Here is a 21,598-nt window from a genome sequence, read left to right as displayed (position 1 = left end):
CACGGCGGCCACCGGGCCGCGCACGACCTAGTCAGACACGGTAGTAAGGGACATCATGCAATCTGTTAAAAAAGCCGCACCCATCGCACTGAGCGTCGTCATGTGGATCATCATCCTGGTAGCGGCCCTGTACGCGTTCACCACGCTCGCCACGCGCGAGGACGGCAGCGTCTCGGACATCGCCGGCTTCACCCCGCTCGCCGTGCAGTCCGACTCCATGGCGCCCACGTTTAACAAGGGCGACCTCATCGTCATCCAAAAGTGCGACACCTCCAAGCTCGAGGTGGGCGACATCGTGACGTTCCACACCATCATCGACAACGAGTACGCGCTCAACACGCACCGCATCGCCGCGATCGACGAGGTCAACGGCATGCGCAGCTTTACCACCAAGGGCGACAACAACGACGTGGCCGATACGCACATCATCAGCGACGGAGACATCGTTGGTAAGTACCTGTTCGCGTTGCCGCAGATGGGCAAGGTCATGGACTTCCTGTCCAGCTCCATGGGCTTCCTCATCGTGATTGTCCTGCCCATGCTGCTGTTCTTTATCTACCAGGTGTATCACCTTATCGTGGTGGGCATGAACCTTAAGCGCGCTATGGCCGAGGAGGACCGCCTGGCCGCCGCGGCTGCCATCGTGGACGCCGAGGGCAAGGGTGACACCGCCACCGTTGCCGCCGATAACGCCGCCGAGCAGCTCGCCCAGGCCGAGGCCAAGCTCGAGGAAGCCCGTCGTTTAAAGGCCGAGGCCGAGGCGGCGATGAACGCGACCAAGCAGGAGGATACCGACGGTGAGTGAGTTTCTGGGATTTGCCTGGGAGCTGCTGGCAAAGGTCGTCTATAACGTCGTTGCCGTCGTGAGCTCTATCCTTAACCTGCTGGTGTTTGGCTGGGTTGAGTACTTCAACATCTTTATGACCTACTTCACCACGTTTGACCTGGTGGGCAAGATCGGTGCGGTCATTCTGTTTGCCATGCTCATCGCGGTTCCCGTGCTGATCGTGGCCATTCTGGTCCACCGCTACCGCATCAACCGTCGCCTGCATCGCGACGACACGTCCAACAAGGCGCTCTATCGCGAGATCGGTCGCCTGAACAAGCAGGTGCTCGATCTCATGGACGAGAAGAACAAGCTGCTGGCGCTCAAGGTCAATGCCATGGGTGGTACCAAGCAGATTCCGTACGTGGGCGCCTCGGCCCTGGCCGACGACCACCTGCCCACGGTGGGCAACGTGGTGGGCGCCGCTGCGGGCGCCGGTGCGCCTGCGGGCGAGGGCGCTGCGGCGACGGCCGTCATGTCGGGCAACGCGTCGCTCGCGCTCGATGGCGAGGGTGTCAAGGACGCCGCGGCCGCCATGGCCAAGGCCACCGTCGAGGCCAAGACCCTTGCCGAGGAAAAAGAAATTGCCCAGGCCAACCGCTTCCCCAAGCTTTCCCTCGTGGACCTTAAGTACCGCGACTGGGAATCGCCGGTCTACGACGATGCTATCTCGCTGGAGGACTTTGTCGACAGCTTCCGCGCGTTCGCCTGCAGCCAGATGAAGCTCTACTACACGCCTGAGGTCATCCGCCGCTTTGTGGCCGGCATGGCCGCCTCCAAGCTGCTGATCCTGGAGGGCATCTCGGGTACCGGTAAGACGTCGCTGCCCTACAGCTTTAGCCGCTATCTGGATAACCCCGCGACCATCGTGTCGGTGCAGCCGAGTTTTCGCGATCGCACCGAGGTACTGGGCTACTTTAACGAGTTTTCCAAGCGCTTTAACGAGACCGAGTTCCTCCGCGCCGTGTACGAGGCGGGCCTTCGCCAGGACCCGTCCATGATCGTGCTCGACGAGATGAACCTCGCCCGCGTGGAGTACTACTTTGCCGAGATCCTGTCGGTGCTCGAGATGCCCAGCCACGACGAGTGGGTGCTCGATCTGGTGCCCACCCAGTGGGCCGCCGACCCCAAGGGCCTGCACGACGGCAAGCTCACCATCCCCGATAGCCTATGGTTTATCGGCACCGCCAACAACGACGACTCCACCTTTACCATCACGGACAAGGTGTACGACCGCGCGATCCCCATCGAGCTCAACGAGCGTGCCGACGCGTTTGAGTGCGAGCCGCACGAGCGCGTGCACGTGACGGCCGACCACCTGCAGTATCTGTTCCAAAAGGCCAAGGTCGAGTACGTGATCGACGACGAGCTGCTCCAGAAGATGCACAAGCTGGACCAGTACCTGCAGACCCGCTTTAAGCTGGCCTTTGGCAACCGTATCATCAAGCAGATGTACGACTTTATCCCCGTGTACGTGGCGTGCGGCGGCACCGAGCTGGGCGGCATGGACTACATCATCGCCCGCAAGGTGCTCAAGAAGTTTGAGTCCATGAACGTGAGCTTTGTGCGCGATGAGATGAAGGGCCTGATCGAGTACATCGAGAAGACCTTTGGCGAGGGCGGCCTGCCCGATTCCGTCATGTACCTGCAGCGGATCCAGAACTTCTACTAATGGCGTAAGTGCGGGGCGGCGTGATGTCGCCCCGTCCCTTTCCGATCGATCCAACCTATGGAGTAACCCATGTCCGAGACCATTCAGGACCTCTATACCAGCTTCTCCGAGCAGATGGAGCCCATCCAGGAGGACAGCCGCTACTTTCGCTATCTGTTTGAGATGGCGCAGGCCTCGGGCACCACGATCGAGCAGCAGCGCGAGGAGCTCGTCAAGGTGGTGGACGAGGAATGGATCAGCATGATCGAGGACTCGCTCGACGCCATCAACACCATTATCGAAAAGCCGCGCCGCTTCATCACCACCGAGGAAGAGGTAGTGCCGGTTTCGCTCGCCAAAAAGATCAGCGCCGACAGTGTCCGTCATCTGAGCCAGAACACGCAGTTCCTGGCGCCGAGCGACGATGGCAGCGTCCACCCCACGCGCATCCTCAACGTCAATACCGTCGAGACGTACGACCTGTACGAGAACCGCTTTATCTACCATCTGATTCAGCGCTTGCTGACGTTTGTGGATAAGCGTACCGACGTGATCTTTTGGTCGACGGGCAACGAGATCCGCAACCGCTTTAAGATGCACAGCAAGATCGACGATGCGTACGAGGAGATCGAGTACAACGTCGAGATGACGGTCAAAAACCGTCAGAGCTTTGCCGAGAACGACGCCGACAACATGGACGTCTTTATGCGCATCGACCGCGTGCGCCGTCTGGTCATGGCGCTGCGCGGCGCGTCGTTCTGCCAGATCATGAACGGCTGCAGTGCGGTTCGCAGCCCCATCCAGCGCACCAACCTCATCATGAAGGACCCCAACTACCGCAAGTGCTACCAGCTGTGGCAGTTTATGGAGCGTTACGACAAGGTGGGCTACAACATCGACGTGCAGCAGCAGGCGCTGGCGTTCGATGAAGAGTACATGGTGCAGATGTACACCAACCTCATCAACAATTACGCCGTCTTTAAGAGCCTGACCGACGATGAGCGCAACCTGCAGGAGCTCGAGAGCGTGCAACACGCGCCGGTGGCGCCCAAGTTTATTAAGGAGATTAAGGAGGTGCAGGTCGATAGTCCCGACCTGCCCGACGTCGAGGTCCGTCGCGTGTTTGTGGAGGAGGTCACGCAGGCCCAGCTCGATGCCGAGCAGGCGCTGGCCGAGGCGCGCGAGCAGATCGAGGAGCTGCAGGGGCAGCTGAAGTCCTGGAAAGTGCAGGCGCACGCGCTGACCGATGAGCGCGACGATCTGGTAGATGAACTGGACGAGGCCAAGACACGCGAGCTGGCGTTGACGCAGCGCGCTCAGGTGGCCGAGGCTGATGTTGAGGAGCTGCGCGCCTCGCTGGAGGATGTCGAGGCCGGTAAAAAGGCTGCCGAGGATGCCGCTGCAGAAGCACGTGAGACCGCGGCGGCTCAGCTTGAGCGGATGCGCGCCGAGGCCGATGCCGAGGTCTCAGTCGCCCGCGCCGACGCAGGTGCTAGGGTCGCGGCTGCCGAGCAGACTGCTGCCGAGCAAGTCGCGCGGGTCAAGAGTGAGTCTGCCGCAGCCTTGGCTGCCAAGACGGCTGCCGACGCTGCCGAGCTGCAGGCCGCCAAGGACGCCGCCGCAGCCGAGCTTGCCGGCGTGCGCGAGGCGTCTGCCAAGGAGCTCGCCGAGGTGCATGCCAAGCTGGATGCCGCCAAGTTGCAGATCGAGGAAGTGCGGCTGGCGGCCGAGCGCGATGCCCGTGCCGCGCAGGAGACTGCCGACGTCGCCGCGGCCGAGGCGGAGCAGAAGCTCGCCGACACCGTTGCCGCGGCCGAGGAGAAGGTTGCTGCCGCCCAGCAGGCCGCCGATGCTGCGATCGACGCCGCCCGTGCTGCCGCCGATTCTGCCGTTGAGCAGGCTACGGTGGATGCCAGCGAGAAGGTCGCCGCTGCCGCTGCCGAGCGCGATGCCGCCGCGCGTGCCGCCGAGGAGGCTCGTGCCGACGCCGACGCGCGTATCGCTGCAGCTGAGCTCGAGGCGGGGGAGCGTATTGAGCAGGAGCTCGCCGCCGCAAAGGCCGCGCACGAGCGCGAGCTCGAGGCCGCCCGCGCGGAGATGCAGCAGCGCTTGGCCTCGTTGGCGCACGAGCTGGAACAGGCCGAGCGCGATCGCGCCCGCGCCGAGCGCCGTGCCGAGGGCAACAGCCTGTCGCGCTATCTGCTGGCTCGCTTGCGCGGAGAGGCTGGCGAGGGCGTGGTCGCCGCGCCTGACGAGGATGGCGCTTCTGCGGCGGATGCCACCGAGGGCGAGGTCGCTGCCGACCCCGAGCCTTCCGCAAAGGACGCCGACAAGTGATGAAGCACGTGCTCCGCGTGATCAACGTGTTGGCGACCGTGGTGATCCTGGTCGCCTTTGTGGTGCTGCTGCGCACGGTGTTCACGCCCGCCGGCGAGATTCCCACCATCATGGGCTACGGCTTTATGCGTACGCTGACCGGCTCGATGGAGCCGGCGATTCCCGTGCATTCGTTTATCGTCGTCGATACCGACAACAGCCAGGCCTACCAGGTCGGCGACATCATCACCTTCCATTCGTCCGATGACGCGCTGGAGGGTTCGCTCAACACGCATCGCATCGTTGCCGTGGAGGATGCGGCCGACGGCACGCCGGTTTACCGCACCAAGGGCGATGCCAATCCGGTCGAGGATGCTGCGCCCGTGCCCGCCGCCGACGTGGTGGGGCGCGTGGTCTTTGTCTCGGCGGGGCTGGGCGTGGTGGTCTCGTTGCTCACCAATCCGCTGCTGTTCTTTCCGCTTATCGTGGTGCCGCTGATCGTGCTGCTGGTGCTCGAGATTCGCCATATGGTCAAGACAACGCAAGAGGTGGCACGCGCCGAGGACGAGGCCGCCTTGCGAGCCGCCGTTGAGCAGATTCGCGAAAAGCGCCGTCGCGAGCAGGAGGAGCAGGGCGACGCCGGTGACGAGGGCGATGCCGACGGTGGCCATACCGATGAAAGTGCGGAAGCCGATCCCGGCGCCCCAGGCGATTCCAACCGCTCGGCATAGCTCATCGGTGCCTTTCGTCCCTGCAATTTGGACGCTCGCAGATGCTCCGCATCATCTGCTATTTCATACCAATATTCGTGCTACAGTTTGGACGCTTTATTGCCAATTGATTTCGGGGGAGTGGGATGGAACAGAAGCGCTCGGCGCAGTGTGCACGTGAAAGGGCTTCGGTACCGATGACGGCGGCATCTGATTTTATCGTGCCCGAGGGGACTGACGAGCTGAGCCGCAGCACCCGCCGCGCATGGCGCGACCGCCTCAACGACGCCCAGACGCGCAAGATGGCCCTGGGTACGCTCGCCGCGTTTGCCGGCGGTACGTTTTGGGGTTTTTCTGGCACCAGCGCCAGCTACCTCTTTGACGTGTGCCATATCGAGACGTTTTGGCTGATGAGCGTGCGCCAAGTTATCGCTGGCCTGCTCTTTATGTTCGTTGTGCTCAGAAAAGACCGCGACCGCTTGATCGAGCTGTGGACTACCCCCGCCGATCGCAAGCAGCTTATTCTGTTTACGATCTTTGGCCTGCTGTTCAACCAGCTTTGCTATCTGTCAGCCGTGCGCCTGACCAACGCGGGCACCGCGACCGTCTTCCAGTGCCTGCAGCTGGTGGTCGTCATGGGGTATGCCTGCGTCACCGCGCATCGACTGCCGCGCACGCGCGAGGCTCTTGGCATTTTGCTCGCATTGGGCGGAACGTTTTTGATCGCCACGGGCGGCGACCCCAGTACGCTCAACATCTCGCCGATGGGCCTGCTCTCGGGCCTTTTGTGCGCAGTGGGCGGTGCCTGCATAGCAATCATCCCTGCCGGAATCCTCAACAAATACGGTAGCCCGGTCGTCACGGGCTCGGCCATGCTTTCGGCGGGAATCGTGATGAGTATCTTTACCCAGCCGTGGGCGCATATGCCGGCGCTCGGCCCCTCGGGTGTCGGCGCGCTCGCGATATTTATTGTGGTGGGGTCGTTCTTCGCCTATATGTTCTACATGCAGGGCGTTAAGGAGATTGGCTCGGTGCGCGCGAGCCTCCTTGGAACCATGGAGCCGGTTTCGGCCACCATCACCAGCGCCCTTATGCTGGGAACGGTGTTTTTGCCCACCGACCTGGCGGGCTTTGCCATGATTATCGCGATGGTGTTTTTGACGGTGTAGCTGGCGCCAAGACGGAAAAGGCGTTGTGCCACATTTTCGCCAATTGATGTCCGTGTCTGGAGTTTAGCTGTCGATGCTCAAAATGCCATAAACTAGTAACGTTATGGACTTTTTCATTGCGACTCAATTGCGAGGATTTCTTTATGGCTGGTAATCACTTTAAGGGCAGCGATAGCGGCCGTCCTGCAGTTCCGCCGCGTCCGAACGGGGCTGGTAAGGCCGGCACGCCGGGCGGCGCTGGGCAGGGCGGTTCCGGTAAGCGCGTGTCCCCGGGCGAGACGGCGATGTTTACCGCTCTGTACGAGCAGTCTCAAAAGGCAAAAAAGACCGGCCGTGCAAGAGGGAATGTCTTTGCGGGCGGTGCAACCTCCACGTCGCAGCCGAGCGGGGCCCCTTCGATACCTGCGAACAACGCAGGTGCTGCCAACGCCGCGAATACCGCCGGCAACGTTAATGCCGGCAAGGCCGCCAACAATACTCCCTCTGCCGGTGGCGCGGGGCTTACGGGTAACCTTGGCACGATTTACACCGGCGCCTCCGAGACTGGCACGTTCGCCCGCCTGGATGATAGCGGTGCCCAGTTTGCGGGCTCGGGTTCCAAGGAAGATTATTACGATTTTGGCTTGAACTACGGTAGCGACGCTTCGTCGAGTTCGACCTCTGACGGTCTGGTCCGTCATCGCCATCGCAAGGGCGAGCGCAAAAAGCGTCACACTGGCGCCATTATTGCCGCTGTAGTCGCGGTGCTTCTCGTTGCGCTTGGCGCAAGTGGCTTTATGCTGCTTAACTCGGCAAAGACCGTAAAGAGCGAAGCGAAGGAGGCTGTCGAGATCGTCGGTGGCCTTAAGGACAAGGTCACGTCGGGCGATTTTTCGACGCTGCCTGACGACGCGAAGAAGATCGATGGGCTCTGCGATAGCATGAAGGCGGAGACCTCGAGCCCGCTGTGGACGGTGGCTTCGTTTATCCCGGTGTATGGCAGCGACATCAGTGCGGCCCGCACCATGATTGATGCCCTGTCCGATGTCTCGAGCAACGCGCTGGTTCCCATGGCCGACAACCTTTCGCAGGCCACGCCCGGCAAGCTGTTCCAGGACGGCATGATTAACGTGTCCGCGCTGCAGGCGGTCGCCGATTCGCTTTCCAGCAGCTCGAAGGTATTCAAGAGCGCCAACGAGAAGATCCAGGGTATTGGCGATACTCATATTTCCCAAGTGACCGAGCTGGTCGATAAGGCCAAGGACGGCTTTGCCACCCTCAACGGCGCGGTTGACGCGGCGGAGAAGGTCGCCCCCGTCCTTCCCCAGATGCTCGGTGCCAACGGCCAGACGCGTCATTATCTTGTGCTCGCGATGAGCAATGTCGAGATCCGCGCCTGTGGCGGTTTTCCCGGTTCTCGCGGCGTGATGTCGGTGACTGATGGTAAGCTCGAACTGGGCGATTTTGTCAAAGTCGACATGATGAAAGAGCCTTTGAGCCCGCTTCCCATCACCGATGAAGAAGCAAACTTGTTCACGACCGGATGGGGCCTGACCGGATTCAACACGCTCGGATACACGATGGGTGACGTTACGATGACGCCCGATTATCCGCGTGCGGCTCAGCTTGCCAGCGATATGCAGAAGGCCATTGTCGGAGATGACATCGACGGCGTATTTGCAGTCGATCCGGTATTTTTGCAGTATATGCTCGGCATTGTAGGCGGCACACAGCTTCCTGACGGTACCGTCGTTGATGGAAGCAACGCTGCAAAGGTGCTGCTGCACGATATTTATTGGAATTACCCGGTAGAGGAACAGGACGCCATTTTTGCGGCGGTTGCCGGATCGGCTTTTAACAAGATCGTGGACGAACTGGGCTCCAGCGATATTGCTAAGATTGCTGGAGCCATCGAAAAGGGTGCTTCCGAGGGTCGCATCCTCATGTATTCGAGAAACGATGACGAGGAAAAGGCCGCGAAGGCCCTTGGAATATCGGGCGCCCTCCAAGCCGATACGTCGGAGGCTCCGATCTTGGGCGTCTATGTGAACAACTACAGTTATTCAAAGATGGATTGGTTCCTCGATAAGCGAGTCACCATCGATTCTTCGGTTGAAAATGCCGATGGCTCGACGACGTATCGAGTGACCACCTCGCTCAAGAACACGATGACCCCCCAGGAGAAGGCCGAGATGCCTGGTTATTTCCAGGGCCATAACGGCATTAGCCAGGATATTGATGATGAGGTACTGAGGCTTTATCTCTATGCTCCTGCGGGAGGCAGCATTTCGGACATTAAGACTTCGGGCTCCGGTTCTATCGAGATGAACGAAGCGACGCACGATGGCTTGAAGGTTGCATGGGGCGGTGTCCACATGCTTCTTGGACAAGACATAAAGGTTGAGTACACGGTCACGACTTCGAAGGACTCTGGGCACAAGGAGCTTAAGGTTCGTACCACGCCGACCGCTCAAACGTTCGAACAGGATAAGTAAGATATGAAGTACTTTGGCACCGACGGCTTTCGCGGTGAGGCCAACGTTGGGCTGACGGTAGAGCACGCTTATAAGATTGGCCGTTTTGTGGGCTGGTATTACGGCGCCAACCGCGAGCGCAAGGCGCGCGTCATCGTGGGCAAGGACACCCGTCGCTCGAGCTATATGTTCGAGGCGGCGCTGGTGAGTGGCCTGGTCGCGAGCGGTGCGGACGCCTATATGCTGCACGTGATCCCCACGCCGGGCGTAGCGCATCAGACCGTGGAAGGCTGCTTCGATTGCGGCATCATGATCAGCGCGAGCCACAACCCGTTTTGCGATAACGGCATTAAGCTCGTCAATAGCGACGGTTTTAAGATGGACGAGGACGTACTGGAGCTCATCGAAGACTACATCGATGGCAAGAGCGAGGTACCGCTGGCCACGGGCAACCACATCGGCGCCACGGTGGACTATATGCAGGGCCGCAACCGCTACATCGCTTCGCTCATCGCCAGCGCGAACTTTTCGTTGCAGGGCGTCAAGATCGGTATCGACTGCGCCAACGGCTCGGCTTCCTCGGTGGCCAAGCCGGTGTTTGACGCGCTCGGTGCCGACGTGCGCGTGATCAACGCCGCGCCCGATGGCTTTAACATCAACGTCGACTGCGGCTCCACGCATATGGAGCGCCTGCAGCGCCACGTGGTGGAGCAGGGCCTGGACGTGGGCTTTGCCTATGACGGCGATGCCGATCGCTGCTTGGCCGTTGACGAGCGCGGTCGCGTGGTAGACGGCGACCAGATCCTGTACGTGTGTGGCGTGTATCTGAACAAGCACGGTCGCCTTTCGGGCGGTACCGTGGTGCCGACGATCGCCAGCAACTTTGGTCTGGTCAAGTCGCTGGAGCTTGCCGGACTGAGCGCCGTGACCAGCGGCGTGGGCGACCGTCACGTGTATGCCAAGATGCGCGAGGGCGGCTACAGCCTGGGCGGCGAGCAGACGGGCCATACGATCTTTGGCGATATCGAGCGCACGGGCGACGGCATTATGACCTCGCTGCGCGTGATGGAAGTGATTCGTGCCGAGCGCGAGACGCTCTCGCAGCTCACGGCTCCGTGCAAGCTGCTGCCGCAGGCGCAGGTTGCCGTGCGCGTAGCGGATAAGGACGCCGCGCTCGAGAACATGGGCGTGCAGAACGCCATCGCCGAGGCCGAGACTGCGCTGGCAGGCGAGGGCCGCGTGCTCGTGCGCAAGAGCGGAACCGAGTCGGTTATCCGCGTGCTGGCCGAGGCGCCCGACCAAGCATCCGCCGATGCCGCCATGAAGCGCATCGCAAGTGCTTTGGAAGCTCTTTAGTTACGCTGTTTTACCAAACCGCGTAACTGCTCGACGCTGCAAACGGCCCCAAGCGGCAATCTGACGTTCAATTTCACCCGGCACTTGGGGACGTTCCTATTGTGCCGGCATGAAAGGAACGTCCCCAAGTTCCGGGTCTCTGGCTTAGATGAAAAAGGGGCGCCGCGGAACCAACCCGCGGCGCCCCCTTTGCGTTGGCGTGTCGCCTAAGCTTTACAGCTGATACAGCGTGGTGAACTTGTCCTGCAGGTAGCTGCAGTAGTAGCGGGCATCGAACGCCATGCCGCAGGCGCCCTTGATGAGCTCCGGCGCGTCCTTGGCGCGGCCCCACTGCCAAATGTGCTCGCCCAGCCAGGCACGGACGGGCGCCAGATCGCCGCTCGCGCAGGCACCGGTAAGGTCGACGCCGTCGCGGCACATGGCCGGCACAAACATGGCGTCGTAGGCACTGCCCAGCGCATAGGTGGGGAAGTAGCCAAACGAGCCGCCGCTCCAGTGCGTATCCTGCAGGCAGCCACGCGTGTCGTCGGGAACCGGAATGCCCAGGTACTCGTCCATAAAGCGGTTCCAAAGCGCGGGGATGTCCTTGGCCGTGGCCTCGCCGGCAAACAGCATGCGCTCAATCTCGTAGCGCACCATAATGTGCAGCGGATAGGTGAGCTCGTCCGCCTCGGTGCGGATCAGCGAAGGCTGTGCGATGTTCACAGCATGGTAGAGCGTATCCTCGTCCACGCTGCCATAGACCTCGGGCGCGTGACGGCGCAGCACCTGCAGCAGCGGTCCCATAAAGGCGCGGCTGCGGCCCACGGTGTTCTCGAAAAAGCGGCTCTGGCTCTCGTGGATGCCCATGGAGGTTCCGCCCTCAAGACAGGTGCGCGCGTAAGCGGGGTTCACGCTCAGCTCGTACATGGCGTGTCCCGCCTCGTGGATGATGCTGTAGACGTTGGAGATGCAGTCGTTTTCGTAGATGTGCGTGGCAATGCGCGCGTCACCCACCGAGAAGCCCTCGCTAAACGGGTGCTCGGTAAAGGCGAGCGTGGTGTCGTCCAAGTTCAGGCCGACGAGCTTCATAAGGTCGAAGCTCATGGCACGCTGGGCGGCCTCGGGCACGCGGGCATGCAAAAAGTCGGCAGCCGGCTGCTGGCCGCGCTTGCCGATGGCGTGCACGAGCGGCACGACCGTGGCCTTGACCTCGTCGCAAAACGCATCGAAGCTCTTGGTGGAAAGGCCGCGCTCATACTGGTCGAGCCAAACATCGTATGGGTCGCGCTTGGGGTCCATGAGCTCGGCCTGATGCTTAAGCTGGCCGACGATTCTATCCACATAGGGCTCAAAGCTCGCCCAGTCGTTGGCCGTCTTGGCCTTGTGCCACACGGCGTCGGCCTCGCAGGTGAGCCTGGTCCAGGCCTCGGCCTCCTCGGTGGGGATGACGCTTGCCTCGCGCTGGTCGCGGCCGAGCACGCGGATCTCGTCGAGCAGCTGCGGGTCGTCGATCTTGCCGCCGGCGACGGTCTCGCGTGCCAGCGAGCGCACGAGCTCGACAGACTTTTTGCTGGTCAGGAGCTTGTGATGCTCGCCGGCAAGGGTGCCCATGGCGTCGGCGCGGGCCGCGGCGCCGTTGGCGGGGGCAATGGTCGCGCCATCGAACTCGGCAATCTTGAGCAGGTACTCGCGAGTCCACAGCTTGCCCTCCAGCTTGCGGAATTTTTTGACGGCCTTATCGACCTTCATGCCTTTGGGCGTCTTGTCCGCTGCGGGCTTGGCCATCTTATCCTTGTTCTTTTCCATACCGTATCCTTGATCTCGCAGGTCGCCCGTCGCATGCGGCGGCGCGGCCAGTTTGCACAGCTACTTGCCTTGTACCCAGCGCGAACAAAACGGAACGCGGCGATGTGCACGCAGGATGTGGTATCCTATAGCCCAATGCGTTGACGGAGAGGGTTTTGCCCGCCGCGTCGCCGGCAAGAGAGGGAAGGTCATGGGCTGCAAGCCTTTCTGCGGTGGCAAGGGCCAAGCGTTCACTCCCGAGCAGCAACCTCAACGGGCGCGCGGCCATGCGGCGGCAAAGCCCCAGTAGGGAAGCCGTGAGCCTCGCGAAAAGGGGCAAAGAGTGGGCGCGGCGGGCCAGACATCCGCCGGGTCAAACAAGGTGGTACCGCGGAATTCAACCGTCCTTGGGCAATGCACGTGCCCGAGGACGGTTTTTTTGTTACCGAACCGGGCCGCACATTCGTAAGCATCGGGCGGTGCCAGCCGCCCCGGCAAGCGGATGCGCGAGAGACGAAAGGGAAGACATGAGTCTGATTGATGATCTGGTCAAACTCGAGGAAGAGGCCAAGGAGCTCGTCGCAGGCGCCGACGACGCCGAGAAGCTTGAGGCCGCGCGAGTCGCGCTGCTCGGCCGCAAGGGTCGTATCACCGGCCTGATGCGCATGATGGGCAAGCTCGCCCCCGAGGATCGTCCCGTCATGGGCAAGCGCGCCAACGAGATGCGCCAGCTGATCGAGGGCATGCTCGACGAGCGCACCACCGAGATGAAGGCCGCCGCCCTCAAGCACGCACTCGAGCACGAGGCCGTCGACATCACGCTGCCGGGCATCCGTCCGCAGATCGGTCACCAGCACCTGATCAAGCAGATCATCGAGGAGGCCGAGGACATCTTCTGCGGCATCGGCTACACCGTCGAGTCCGGCCCCATGGTCGACACCTCCTACTACAACTTCACTGCGCTCAACGCCCCCATGGATCACCCGAGCCGCTCGGCCCGCGATACCTTCTACGTGGTCGACAACAACCCCGGCAGCGTCGCGCACCCCGAGGCTCACGCCCACGGCGAGTCCGACGTGCTGCTGCGCACCCAGACCTCGGGCGTGCAGATCCACACCATGGAGTCGCAAAAGCCGCCCATCTACATGATCTGCCCGGGCACCGTCTACCGTCCCGACACGGCCGACGCCTGCCACCTGCCGCAGTTCAACCAGATCGAGGGCCTGGTCGTCGACGAGGGCATTACCTTTGGCGATCTGAAGGGCACGCTCGACTACTTTGTTAAGTGCATGTTTGGCGAGGACCGCAAGACGCGTTACCGCCCGCATTTCTTCCCCTTCACCGAGCCCAGCTGCGAGGTGGACGTGAGCTGCCACGTGTGCGGCGGCAAGGGCTGCAACTTCTGCAAGCACAGCGGTTGGATCGAGATCCTGGGCTGCGGCATGGTCGACCCCAACGTCCTCATCAACTGCGGCATCGACCCCGAGAAGTACACCGGCTTCGCCTTTGGCATTGGCGCCGAGCGCGTCGCGGCCCTGCGCTACGACCTGCCGGACCTCAGAACGCTCATGACGGGCGATATGCGCTTCCTGAACCAATTTTAGGCTTGCCCAGGCACCCCATCTTGGCGTTCAAACCGTCGCTCGCGTACCTTTAGTACGCGTCGCTCCTCTTTCACGCCAACCTGGGGCACCTGGACAACCCTAAGGCGAACGTCTTCATTTGATATTCCTCCCTTTGCGGAGATTAAGAACTAGGAGAGCTACATGCGCGTTTCTTACGACTGGCTCAAGACCATGATCGATATTCCGGAGGATCCCAAGACCCTTTCGGACGAATATATCCGTACCGGCACCGAGGTCGAGGCGATCGACACCGTGGGCGAGTCCTTCGACCACGTGGTGACTGCCAAGGTGCTCACCAAGACCCCGCACCCCGATAGCGACCATATGTATGTGTGCTCGGTCGACGTGGGTGACAAGAACCTCGACGCCGACGGCAATCCCGCTCCGCTGCAGATCGTCTGCGGCGCGCAGAACTTCGAGGCCGGCGATCACATCGTCACGGCCATGATCGGCGCAGTTCTGCCCGGCGACGTCAAGATCAAGAAGAGCAAGCTTCGCGGCGTCGTGTCCATGGGCATGAACTGCTCCGCACGCGAGCTCGGCCTGGGCGGCGACCACTCTGGCATTATGATCCTGCCCGAGGATACGCCCTGCGGCATGCCGTTTGCCGAGTATGTGGGCTCGAGTGATACTGTGCTCGACTGCGAGATCACGCCCAACCGCCCCGACTGCCTGTCCATGATCGGCATGGCCCGCGAGACCGGCGCCATCTTCGATCGCGATTTCCACGTTGAGCTGCCCGCCATCAAGGCCGAGACCGGCCGCGCGACCGACGACGAGCTTTCCGTCGAGATTGCCGACGAGGGCCTGTGCGACCGCTATGTCGCCCGCATCGTGCGCAACGTGAAGGTCGGCCCGTCGCCCGACTGGATGGTCAAGCGCCTCAACGCCCTGGGCGTGCGTCCGCACAACAACATCGTCGACATCACCAACTACGTGATGATGCTCACCGGTCAGCCGCTGCATGCCTTTGACCTGTCTACCTTTGCCGAGCGCGACGGCCACCGCCGCGTGGTGGTTCGCGCCGCCCAGCAGGACGAGAAGTTTACGACGCTCGATGGCGAGGAGCGCGTGCTCGACGCCGGCATGGGCCTCATCACCGGCGGCGAGCGCCCCGTGGCGCTGGCCGGCGTTATGGGCGGCATGGATTCCGAGATCGAGGACGACACCGTTGACGTGATGGTCGAGAGTGCTTGCTTCAACGCCGGCCGCACCTCGCACACCAGCCGTGACCTGTCGCTGATCTCCGACGCCTCCATTCGCTTTGAGCGCCAGGTTGACGAGACCGGCTGCGTGGATGTCGCCAACGTTACCTGCGCGCTCATCGAGGAGATCGCCGGCGGCGAGGTTGCTCCCGGCTATGTCGATGTTTTCCCCGCGCCCAAGACCATCGACAGCATTAAGCTGCGCCTGGCCCGCGTGCATGCCATCTGCGGTGCCGACATCGAGCCCGACTTTATCGAGCGTTCGCTTACCCGTCTGGGCTGCACCGTCGAGCGCGACGGCGAGGACTTTATGGTTACCCCGCCGAGCTTCCGTCCCGACCTGCCGCGCGAGATTGACCTGATCGAGGAGGTCCTGCGCCTATGGGGCATGGGCCGTGTGACGGCGACCATCCCGGCTGCCAAGAACCACATCGGCGGCCTGACCCGCGAGCAGAAGCTCACCCGCAAGGTCGGCGAGATCCTGCGCGCCTGCGGCCTCAACGAGACCACGACCTTTGGCTTTGCCGCCCCGGGCGACCTGGAGAAGATCGGCATGTCCACCGAAGGCCGCGGTTGCCCCGTGGTGCTCATGAACCCGCTGGTAGCCGAGCAGACCGAGATGCGCCGCTCGCTGTTGCCAGGCCTGCTGCAGTCCGTTGCCTATAACGAGGCCCACGGCACGCCCAACGTGCACCTGTACGAGGTCGGCAGCCTGTTCCACGGTCGCGAGAACGCCAGCCTGCCCAAGGAGACCAAGTCCGTGGCGGGTGTGCTCTCGGGCCAGTGGAGCGAGCAGTCCTGGAACATGAAGTACCGCAAGCTACGCTTCTTCTTTGGCAAGGGCATTGTCGAGGAGCTGCTCGCCCAGCTGCGCATCGAGAAGGTTCGCTTCCGTCCCGTCGAGGGCGAGGGCTACGCTTTCTTGCAGCCGGGCCGTGCCGCCGAGGTTCTGTCCGGCGGCACCGTGCTGGGCTGGGTCGGCGAGATCCACCCCGAGGCGCGCGAGGCGATGGGCATCGACGAGGTCGTCGTCGCCTTTGAGCTCGATCTGGACAAGCTGATCAAGGGCGCTCGCAAACAGGAGAACTACCGTGAGTTCTCGCAGTACCCTGCCGTTGAGCACGACCTTGCTATCGTGGTCGACAACGCTGTGACCTGCGAGGATCTTGAGCGCCGTATTACCAGCGCCGGTGGCAAGCTGCTCGAGGGCGTGCGTCTGTTCGACGTCTACCGCGATCCCATCCGCATCGGAGCGGGCAAGAAGTCCATGGCCTTTGCGCTTACGTATCGCTCGGACGATCACACGCTTACCAGCGAAGAGGTCGAGAAGGCGCACCAGAAGATCGTCACCAAGGTGTGCAAGGGCGTAAACGGCGAAGTCCGCTCGTAATCTTTGCTGTTCGGAACCCGCCCCCTGCGGGGTTTTCACGGCAACGTCCTCGCCACTTCGCGGCTGCGGGATGTTGCCTTAGAAAACCCCTCTCGGGGGCGGGTTCCTGCGTTAACCTTGTTGCGAGCGGATCGCACCTTCTTCCGGGTGACCGGAAAGTTGGGAGTGCATGGGCCCTTTATTGGGCGGTGCGTGGACCTGGGCTAATAACGTACGTATTGCAAGGGCGTGCTGCGTTGTGGGCGGTGCGCCTTTTTGTTAGTATGCAGAGTCGGTGTTACGGATTGTTGGAAACGTAACACACAACGTTCTGATTGAGAGGGCTCATGCATATTCCCGATAATTATCTGTCCCCGCAGACCGATGCCGTTATGGCGGTGGCGATGGTGCCCGTATGGGTTCACTGCATCAAAAAGGTGCGCGCCACGCTCGATCGCGAGCATATGGCGTTCCTGGGCATCTGCGCCGCATTCTCCTTCTTGCTCATGATGTTTAACGTTCCGCTGCCCGGCGGCACCACAGGCCACGCCGTCGGCGGCGCACTCATCGCGCTGCTGCTGGGCCCCGAGGCCGCGGCTATCGCTGTCTCGGTCGCGCTGGCGCTGCAGGCGCTGCTGTTTGGCGACGGCGGCGTTCTGTCGTTTGGCGCCAACTGCTTTAACATGGCCTTTGTGCTGCCGTTTGTCGCTGCTATCGTGTTCCGTGCGCTCAACAGCCGTCTGCACGACAAGAGCTGGGGCACCTCGGTTTCTGCCATCGTGAGCGGCTGGGTCGGCCTGTGCCTGGCGGCCCTGTGCGCGGCAATCGAGTTTGGTATTCAGCCGATGCTCTTCACCAACGCTTCGGGCGCGCCGCTGTACTGCCCCTTCCCGCTGTCGGTTTCCATTCCCGCTATGCTGATTCCGCACATGCTGGTTGCCGGTGTGGTTGAGGGCGTGGCGACGGCCGCCATCTACGGTTTCATTAAGAAGACGGCGCCGAGCATTATCGTCGGGCCCGAGGCCGTCGATGGCCAGCTTGCTGCCGAGGGCGCTGCTGCCAAGAAGACTTCCCTGATTCCCACGCTCATCCTGGTCGCCGTGCTTGTTGTGGCCACGCCGCTGGGTCTGCTGGCCACGGGTGACGCCTGGGGCGAGTGGGACGCCGAGGGCGCCGCGACCGCCGTTCAGGAGGCTGGCGACGACAGCCTGCAGGCTTCGGTCGGTCTCGATACCCCGACCTTTGCCGACGCTCTGCCCACGGGCGATTATCTGCAGGCCTATTCCGAGGAGCAGGGCCTTGGCTTTGCCGGCCAGGCCGCGATGTATATTCTTTCGGGCGTGATTGGCGTGGCGGTGCTCACCATCGCATTCCGCCTGGTCTCGCTGACGGTCAAGGAAAGCGGTGCTCATGGCAATAGCCGAGCTGCCTAGTTGGCTTGCGGTCGAGGAGCGTTACGAGCCTACGGGGGCTCGTCATCGCGGGATGCAAAAGAACGTCCTGCACCTGGCGAGCCTGCTTGAGCGGGTTCGCCTGGGTGGAGGCGCGCACGAGGGCGGGTCGATGGTCGACCGCGCCCTTTCTTTCGTTTCGGCTCCGGTGCGCCTGGTGGGGATGTTCGTCTGCGTTCTGTGCGTGTGCCTGACGCAAAGCCCACTGTACCTGATGCTGATGGCGGCGATTTCGTTGGTACTGGTCGCGGTGCGCCCCGCGCGCGGACTGCGTGCGACCTTTGTGCCGGCACTTGCAGCCGCGGGGCTTGCCGTGGTTCTGGCACTGCCCGCCCTGCTGCTGGGCGCGTCTGCCACGGGCGCCATGCTCAAGATCGCGCTCAAGACGTTCATAAACGTGTCGCTGGTGCTGGGCGTTTCATGGACGCTCACCTGGAGCCGCATGTCGGCGGCGCTCAAGATGCTGCATCTACCCGACGAAGTTATCTTTACGTTTGATATGGCGCTCAAACACATCGAGGTGCTGGGACGCACGGCGCACGATCTGTGCGAATCGGTCATGCTGCGCAGCGTGGGTCGTGCGCCTGCGGGTTTTTCGCGCACCGACTCGCTGGCGGGTATCATGGGCATGACGTTTATCAAGGCGATGGAATGCAGCCGCGCGATGGACGAGGCTATGCTGTGCCGCGGCTTTGCCGGCGTGTATCCGGCGCCCGCGAGCGCCGGGTTTGGCTGGCGCGATGCCGTTTACGCGGCCGTTGTGGCGTTGCTCGTCGTGTTGTGCGCGGTGTTGTAGCGCGGACGGTCGAACTGTCGATGTGAGTAGGGAAGGGCGGCGTTTTGGCAAACGATACGAATAACGCGATGGGTGCGAGCGGTGCTGCCGGCGCCGAGGTCACGCCGCTCATCGAGTTTCGCGACGTGATGTTCTCCTATGCGGGCCATACGGTGGTCGACGGCGTTTCATTGCGGGTGAACCGTGGGGAGCTCGTTGCTCTGCTTGGTCCTAACGGCTGCGGTAAGACGACGATTATGCGCCTTATCAACGGTCTTGAACTAGCGGACGCGGGTGCGTGCCTGTTTGACGGGCACGTGATCGATGCGGCATATCTCAAGGATTCCGCAGCCGCTCAGCGGTTCCATCAGCGCGTGGGCTTTGTGTTCCAGAATGCCGACGCCCAGCTGTTCTGCGCTACGGTGGGCGAGGAAGTTGCTTTTGGCCCCGCGCAGATGGGGCTGCCGACAGACGAGCTCGAGCGCCGCGTCCGCGATGCCATGGAGCTGTTCCAGGTTGCCGATCTGGTCGATGCCTCGCCCTATCAGCTTTCGGGCGGGCAAAAGAAGCGCGTTGCGCTGGCGGCAGTCGTATCGATGAACCCCGATATCCTAGTGCTCGATGAGCCCACCAACGGGCTCGATGAGGACTCGTGCGACATCGTAGTCAACTTTTTGCTGGCCTACGTTGCTGCCGGTAAGACGGTTTTGATGAGTACGCACCATCAAGATTTGGTGCGCCGCTTGGGGGCCCGTGCCATCTATATCGATCGATATCACCATGTGGTCGAGGCGCCTTCGCCGTCGTATGGAACCGAGAGCGGTGCTGCGGAATAGTTGCTGCGTAGAGGATGCGTAGCCGCCCGCGCGGCTTTGCCGTGATGGTATAGTTATCCAGGTTTTTTATGGGGGTTGCTATGCCAAGCTGGAACATTCATATCGCTCAAACGGAGCGCTTGCTGACACGTGCTAGCGTGCTTGCCGATAGCGTGCGCGACCGCAATGCCTTTTTGTTTGGCTGCGTGGTTCCGGACATCTTTGTGGGCTACATGGTTCCCGGCATTGCCGATCCCATCCCGTACCGCATCACGCACTTTGCTAAGCCCGAGCCTATCCCCAAACCACGCGAGCACGAGTTCTGGGATACCTATGTGACGCCGCTGCTTAAAGGCGCACCCGCGGGCGAACCTGCTGAGGCTACCTCGATTGTCGAGGAGCGCGAGCGACTGAACCGCGTGCACTATCCTCAGCGCTACAGGGATGCCGAGCCGGTTGTCGGTCCCGGCGCCTGTGAGTTCTCGCTTGCGTCCGAAGATGTGGCGCAGTCGCTGCTCGATTTAACGCTGGGCGTCTGGTCGCATCTGGTGGCCGACACGGTATGGAACACGCGTGTGAACCAGTATCTGGAAGCACACGGCGGCAAGCCGTGCGAGGAATTCCGCATTAAAAAGCAGGGCGATTTTGACTGGTTTGGCAAGACGCTGGGCATCGTTTCCATTCCGCGTGCGACCGATCGCCTCTATACCGCTGCGACGCGTTTTGGGCAGTATCCCATCCATAAAGAATATGTGCTCAAGACTATCGGCGTCATGCACGAGATTGTACGCGAAAACCCCGGCGAGCCCGATCATCCGCCGTATCGCCTGCTAACCGAGGAGTTTTTCGATGCAACGTTTACCGAGGTCATCGAGCTGACCGAGGCGGGATTTGCGGCTCGCGTTGCTGCTTCTGACGTTCCCGCAGTCCCCCTGATCGCTAGCTGCTAGCCGGCCGGCTTGACGGCGAACAGCTCATCCCAATCGACCAATAGCTCCCGCCGCAGGGCATCTTCGGTGGTGCGTTTCTGATCGGTCTTTGGGATGTAGGGGAGCCCTGCCTTTTTATGGATGAGTTCGGCGATGTTGTTAAAGCTCTTCGTGTCTTTGATTTGCTCATAGGTTATCTGGATAACGTCATAGCCCATGCTTGTGAGGGCGGTGGTGCGCTCGGCATCGGAGAGACTTGCGGCTTCGCCATCGTGGGCGGAGCGGCCTTGGCATTCCAAGATGACGCCCATGCTGTCGGTGTTGCTCTCTATGAGGATATCGGCGTAGCAGCAGGTTTTGTCATACAGTGAGCGCGCGGCGTCGCTGAGTGGGATGCGCACGTTGTTTGCGATGTTGATGCCCATGCCGCCCTCGTTGCGGGGGAGCGAGACAAGCATAGAGGCCTGTACTTCGAAGGGCGAGGCGGTCTGCCCCGTCATGTGCTCGGCCGCCCAGCGCAGTTGTTTAACGCCGCGCAGGCCTGCAGCCTGCTTGGCGAACGCGGCGATATCCGCCGCGCTGAGGAGCGGCGGGCGCTTCCACAAATTGGTGTCATTGCCCTTGGTGTCGACAACACGCTCCCAGCAGCAGTTGGGTGGAATGAGCTTAAGCGAAATAGCTTCATCAAGATGTTGTTGCGTTCGCTCGCAGGGCTTAAACACTGCAAAGGAGCCGCACATCTCGTAGCAAGCCATGAGTAGCTGGTTGCGTGAGACCTGCGTAGCAAGGCTGAGCAGCGTAAACTCGGGCGACGTGACATCAAATCCATGTTCAGTTTGCCTAAACGATCCGGGAGGCGGCTCTTGGGTCAGGAGGTGCGATTTAAACAGGCTTCGCGACCCGGATTGTGCTCGAGTGAATACAAACCTGTGAAGCGGTGCGTGAAGTAGGTCTTTTACAACTGCATGACTTCCGAGGCCGCAACATCTGCGATCCATATTGCCAAGGCTAATGGCGGGGTAAAGCCCTAATACCTGCGGCGGGATACAGTGATAGTAAAAAGCGGATTGACCGCATAGCGTCAGGTCCATGATATCCTCCTGGTCGAAATGTGCTTTTGGACCGTGCGATGCCAGCGTCAATTCGGAAGTATGCGGCAAAATCTGAACCCTGTGAGCAGA

At 61.7% G+C, this 21,598-nt stretch carries 15 protein-coding genes; 13 read left to right on the top strand and 2 right to left on the bottom strand.

Going from position 1 to position 21,598, the window contains the following annotated elements; translation table 11 throughout:
- Positions 1 to 55: 55 nt before the first annotated feature.
- From DXC79_RS00465 to glmM, 7 genes are all read left to right on the top strand, one after another.
- Positions 56 to 805, top strand: coding sequence for a signal peptidase I (locus DXC79_RS00465; protein WP_117634337.1), 750 nt, complete (start codon positions 56 to 58; stop codon positions 803 to 805).
- Positions 798 to 2,498, top strand: a complete 1,701-nt coding sequence (locus DXC79_RS00460) for a hypothetical protein (RefSeq protein WP_117634335.1) — start codon at positions 798 to 800, stop codon at positions 2,496 to 2,498. The genes DXC79_RS00465 and DXC79_RS00460 overlap by 8 nt, the downstream gene beginning before the upstream one ends.
- Positions 2,499 to 2,567: 69 nt before the next feature.
- Positions 2,568 to 4,814 (top strand): DUF2357 domain-containing protein, encoded by a 2,247-nt coding sequence (locus DXC79_RS00455; protein WP_117634333.1) that lies wholly within the window; start codon positions 2,568 to 2,570, stop codon positions 4,812 to 4,814.
- Positions 4,814 to 5,524, top strand: coding sequence for a signal peptidase I (locus DXC79_RS00450; RefSeq protein WP_117634330.1), 711 nt, complete (start codon positions 4,814 to 4,816; stop codon positions 5,522 to 5,524). The genes DXC79_RS00455 and DXC79_RS00450 overlap by 1 nt, the downstream gene beginning before the upstream one ends.
- Positions 5,525 to 5,649: 125 nt before the next feature.
- The gene (locus tag DXC79_RS00445; protein ID WP_199408606.1) at positions 5,650 to 6,672 is read left to right on the top strand and encodes a DMT family transporter; all 1,023 of its coding nucleotides are present in this window, start codon (positions 5,650 to 5,652) and stop codon (positions 6,670 to 6,672) included.
- Between the two features lie 143 nt (positions 6,673 to 6,815).
- Positions 6,816 to 9,146 (top strand): DUF4012 domain-containing protein, encoded by a 2,331-nt coding sequence (locus DXC79_RS00440; protein WP_117634326.1) that lies wholly within the window; start codon positions 6,816 to 6,818, stop codon positions 9,144 to 9,146.
- Between the two features lie 3 nt (positions 9,147 to 9,149).
- Entirely contained in the window at positions 9,150 to 10,481 is a 1,332-nt protein-coding gene (glmM, locus tag DXC79_RS00435; protein ID WP_117634324.1) for a phosphoglucosamine mutase, read from the top strand.
- Between the two features lie 213 nt (positions 10,482 to 10,694).
- Here glmM and DXC79_RS00430 read toward each other — a convergent pair whose 3' ends face one another.
- The gene (locus tag DXC79_RS00430) at positions 10,695 to 12,269 is read right to left on the bottom strand and encodes a carboxypeptidase M32 (RefSeq protein WP_233502902.1); all 1,575 of its coding nucleotides are present in this window, start codon (positions 12,267 to 12,269) and stop codon (positions 10,695 to 10,697) included.
- Positions 12,270 to 12,775: 506 nt separating this feature from the next.
- On the opposite strand from DXC79_RS00430, the gene pheS reads away from it, so the two are divergent.
- The 6 genes from pheS to DXC79_RS00400 all read left to right on the top strand — a co-directional run bounded on the left by pheS (position 12,776) and on the right by DXC79_RS00400 (position 20,438).
- On the top strand, positions 12,776 to 13,852 hold the full coding sequence (gene pheS / locus DXC79_RS00425) for a phenylalanine--tRNA ligase subunit alpha (protein ID WP_089572718.1): 1,077 nt from the start codon (positions 12,776 to 12,778) through the stop codon (positions 13,850 to 13,852).
- A gap of 162 nt (positions 13,853 to 14,014) precedes the next feature.
- Complete coding sequence (pheT, locus tag DXC79_RS00420; protein WP_117634322.1) at positions 14,015 to 16,468, top strand: phenylalanine--tRNA ligase subunit beta; 2,454 nt, start codon at positions 14,015 to 14,017, stop codon at positions 16,466 to 16,468.
- A 326-nt stretch (positions 16,469 to 16,794) separates the two neighbouring features.
- Complete coding sequence (gene cbiM / locus DXC79_RS00415; protein ID WP_117634320.1) at positions 16,795 to 17,880, top strand: cobalt transporter CbiM; 1,086 nt, start codon at positions 16,795 to 16,797, stop codon at positions 17,878 to 17,880.
- Entirely contained in the window at positions 17,858 to 18,694 is an 837-nt protein-coding gene (locus DXC79_RS00410; RefSeq protein ID WP_117634317.1) for an energy-coupling factor transporter transmembrane protein EcfT, read from the top strand. Before cbiM ends, DXC79_RS00410 begins: the two co-directional genes overlap by 23 nt.
- A gap of 44 nt (positions 18,695 to 18,738) precedes the next feature.
- Positions 18,739 to 19,509 (top strand): energy-coupling factor ABC transporter ATP-binding protein, encoded by a 771-nt coding sequence (locus DXC79_RS00405; protein ID WP_147327460.1) that lies wholly within the window; start codon positions 18,739 to 18,741, stop codon positions 19,507 to 19,509.
- Between the two features lie 80 nt (positions 19,510 to 19,589).
- Complete coding sequence (locus DXC79_RS00400; protein WP_055250557.1) at positions 19,590 to 20,438, top strand: hypothetical protein; 849 nt, start codon at positions 19,590 to 19,592, stop codon at positions 20,436 to 20,438.
- Here DXC79_RS00400 and DXC79_RS00395 read toward each other — a convergent pair.
- Positions 20,435 to 21,508: a hypothetical protein gene (locus tag DXC79_RS00395; RefSeq protein WP_147325191.1), complete on the bottom strand. Its 1,074-nt coding sequence runs from the start codon at positions 21,506 to 21,508 to the stop codon at positions 20,435 to 20,437. The genes DXC79_RS00400 and DXC79_RS00395 overlap by 4 nt on opposite strands.
- Positions 21,509 to 21,598 lie beyond the last annotated feature (90 nt).

This window comes from Collinsella sp. TF08-11AT, assembly GCF_003437035.1.
Classification (GTDB): Bacteria; Actinomycetota; Coriobacteriia; order Coriobacteriales; family Coriobacteriaceae; genus Collinsella.
Note: the sequence above shows the minus strand (reverse complement) of the source record. Positions and strands in the feature narration are given on the sequence as shown.

Bases quoted from the DNA above. Each gene is read 5' to 3' on its own strand.
- DXC79_RS00410 (WP_117634317.1), top strand. From the start codon at position 17,858: ATGGCAATAGCCGAGCTGCCTAGTTGGCTTGCGGTCGAGGAGCGTTAC.
- cbiM (WP_117634320.1), top strand. From the start codon at position 16,795: ATGCATATTCCCGATAATTATCTGTCCCCGCAGACCGATGCCGTTATG.
- DXC79_RS00440 (WP_117634326.1), top strand. From the start codon at position 6,816: ATGGCTGGTAATCACTTTAAGGGCAGCGATAGCGGCCGTCCTGCAGTT.
- DXC79_RS00455 (WP_117634333.1), top strand. From the start codon at position 2,568: ATGTCCGAGACCATTCAGGACCTCTATACCAGCTTCTCCGAGCAGATG.
- DXC79_RS00450 (WP_117634330.1), top strand. From the start codon at position 4,814: ATGAAGCACGTGCTCCGCGTGATCAACGTGTTGGCGACCGTGGTGATC.
- DXC79_RS00465 (WP_117634337.1), top strand. From the start codon at position 56: ATGCAATCTGTTAAAAAAGCCGCACCCATCGCACTGAGCGTCGTCATG.
- DXC79_RS00430 (WP_233502902.1), bottom strand. From the start codon at position 12,269: ATGGAAAAGAACAAGGATAAGATGGCCAAGCCCGCAGCGGACAAGACG.
- DXC79_RS00400 (WP_055250557.1), top strand. From the start codon at position 19,590: ATGCCAAGCTGGAACATTCATATCGCTCAAACGGAGCGCTTGCTGACA.
- DXC79_RS00445 (WP_199408606.1), top strand. From the start codon at position 5,650: ATGGAACAGAAGCGCTCGGCGCAGTGTGCACGTGAAAGGGCTTCGGTA.
- glmM (WP_117634324.1), top strand. From the start codon at position 9,150: ATGAAGTACTTTGGCACCGACGGCTTTCGCGGTGAGGCCAACGTTGGG.
- DXC79_RS00395 (WP_147325191.1), bottom strand. From the start codon at position 21,508: ATGGACCTGACGCTATGCGGTCAATCCGCTTTTTACTATCACTGTATC.
- pheT (WP_117634322.1), top strand. From the start codon at position 14,015: ATGCGCGTTTCTTACGACTGGCTCAAGACCATGATCGATATTCCGGAG.
- pheS (WP_089572718.1), top strand. From the start codon at position 12,776: ATGAGTCTGATTGATGATCTGGTCAAACTCGAGGAAGAGGCCAAGGAG.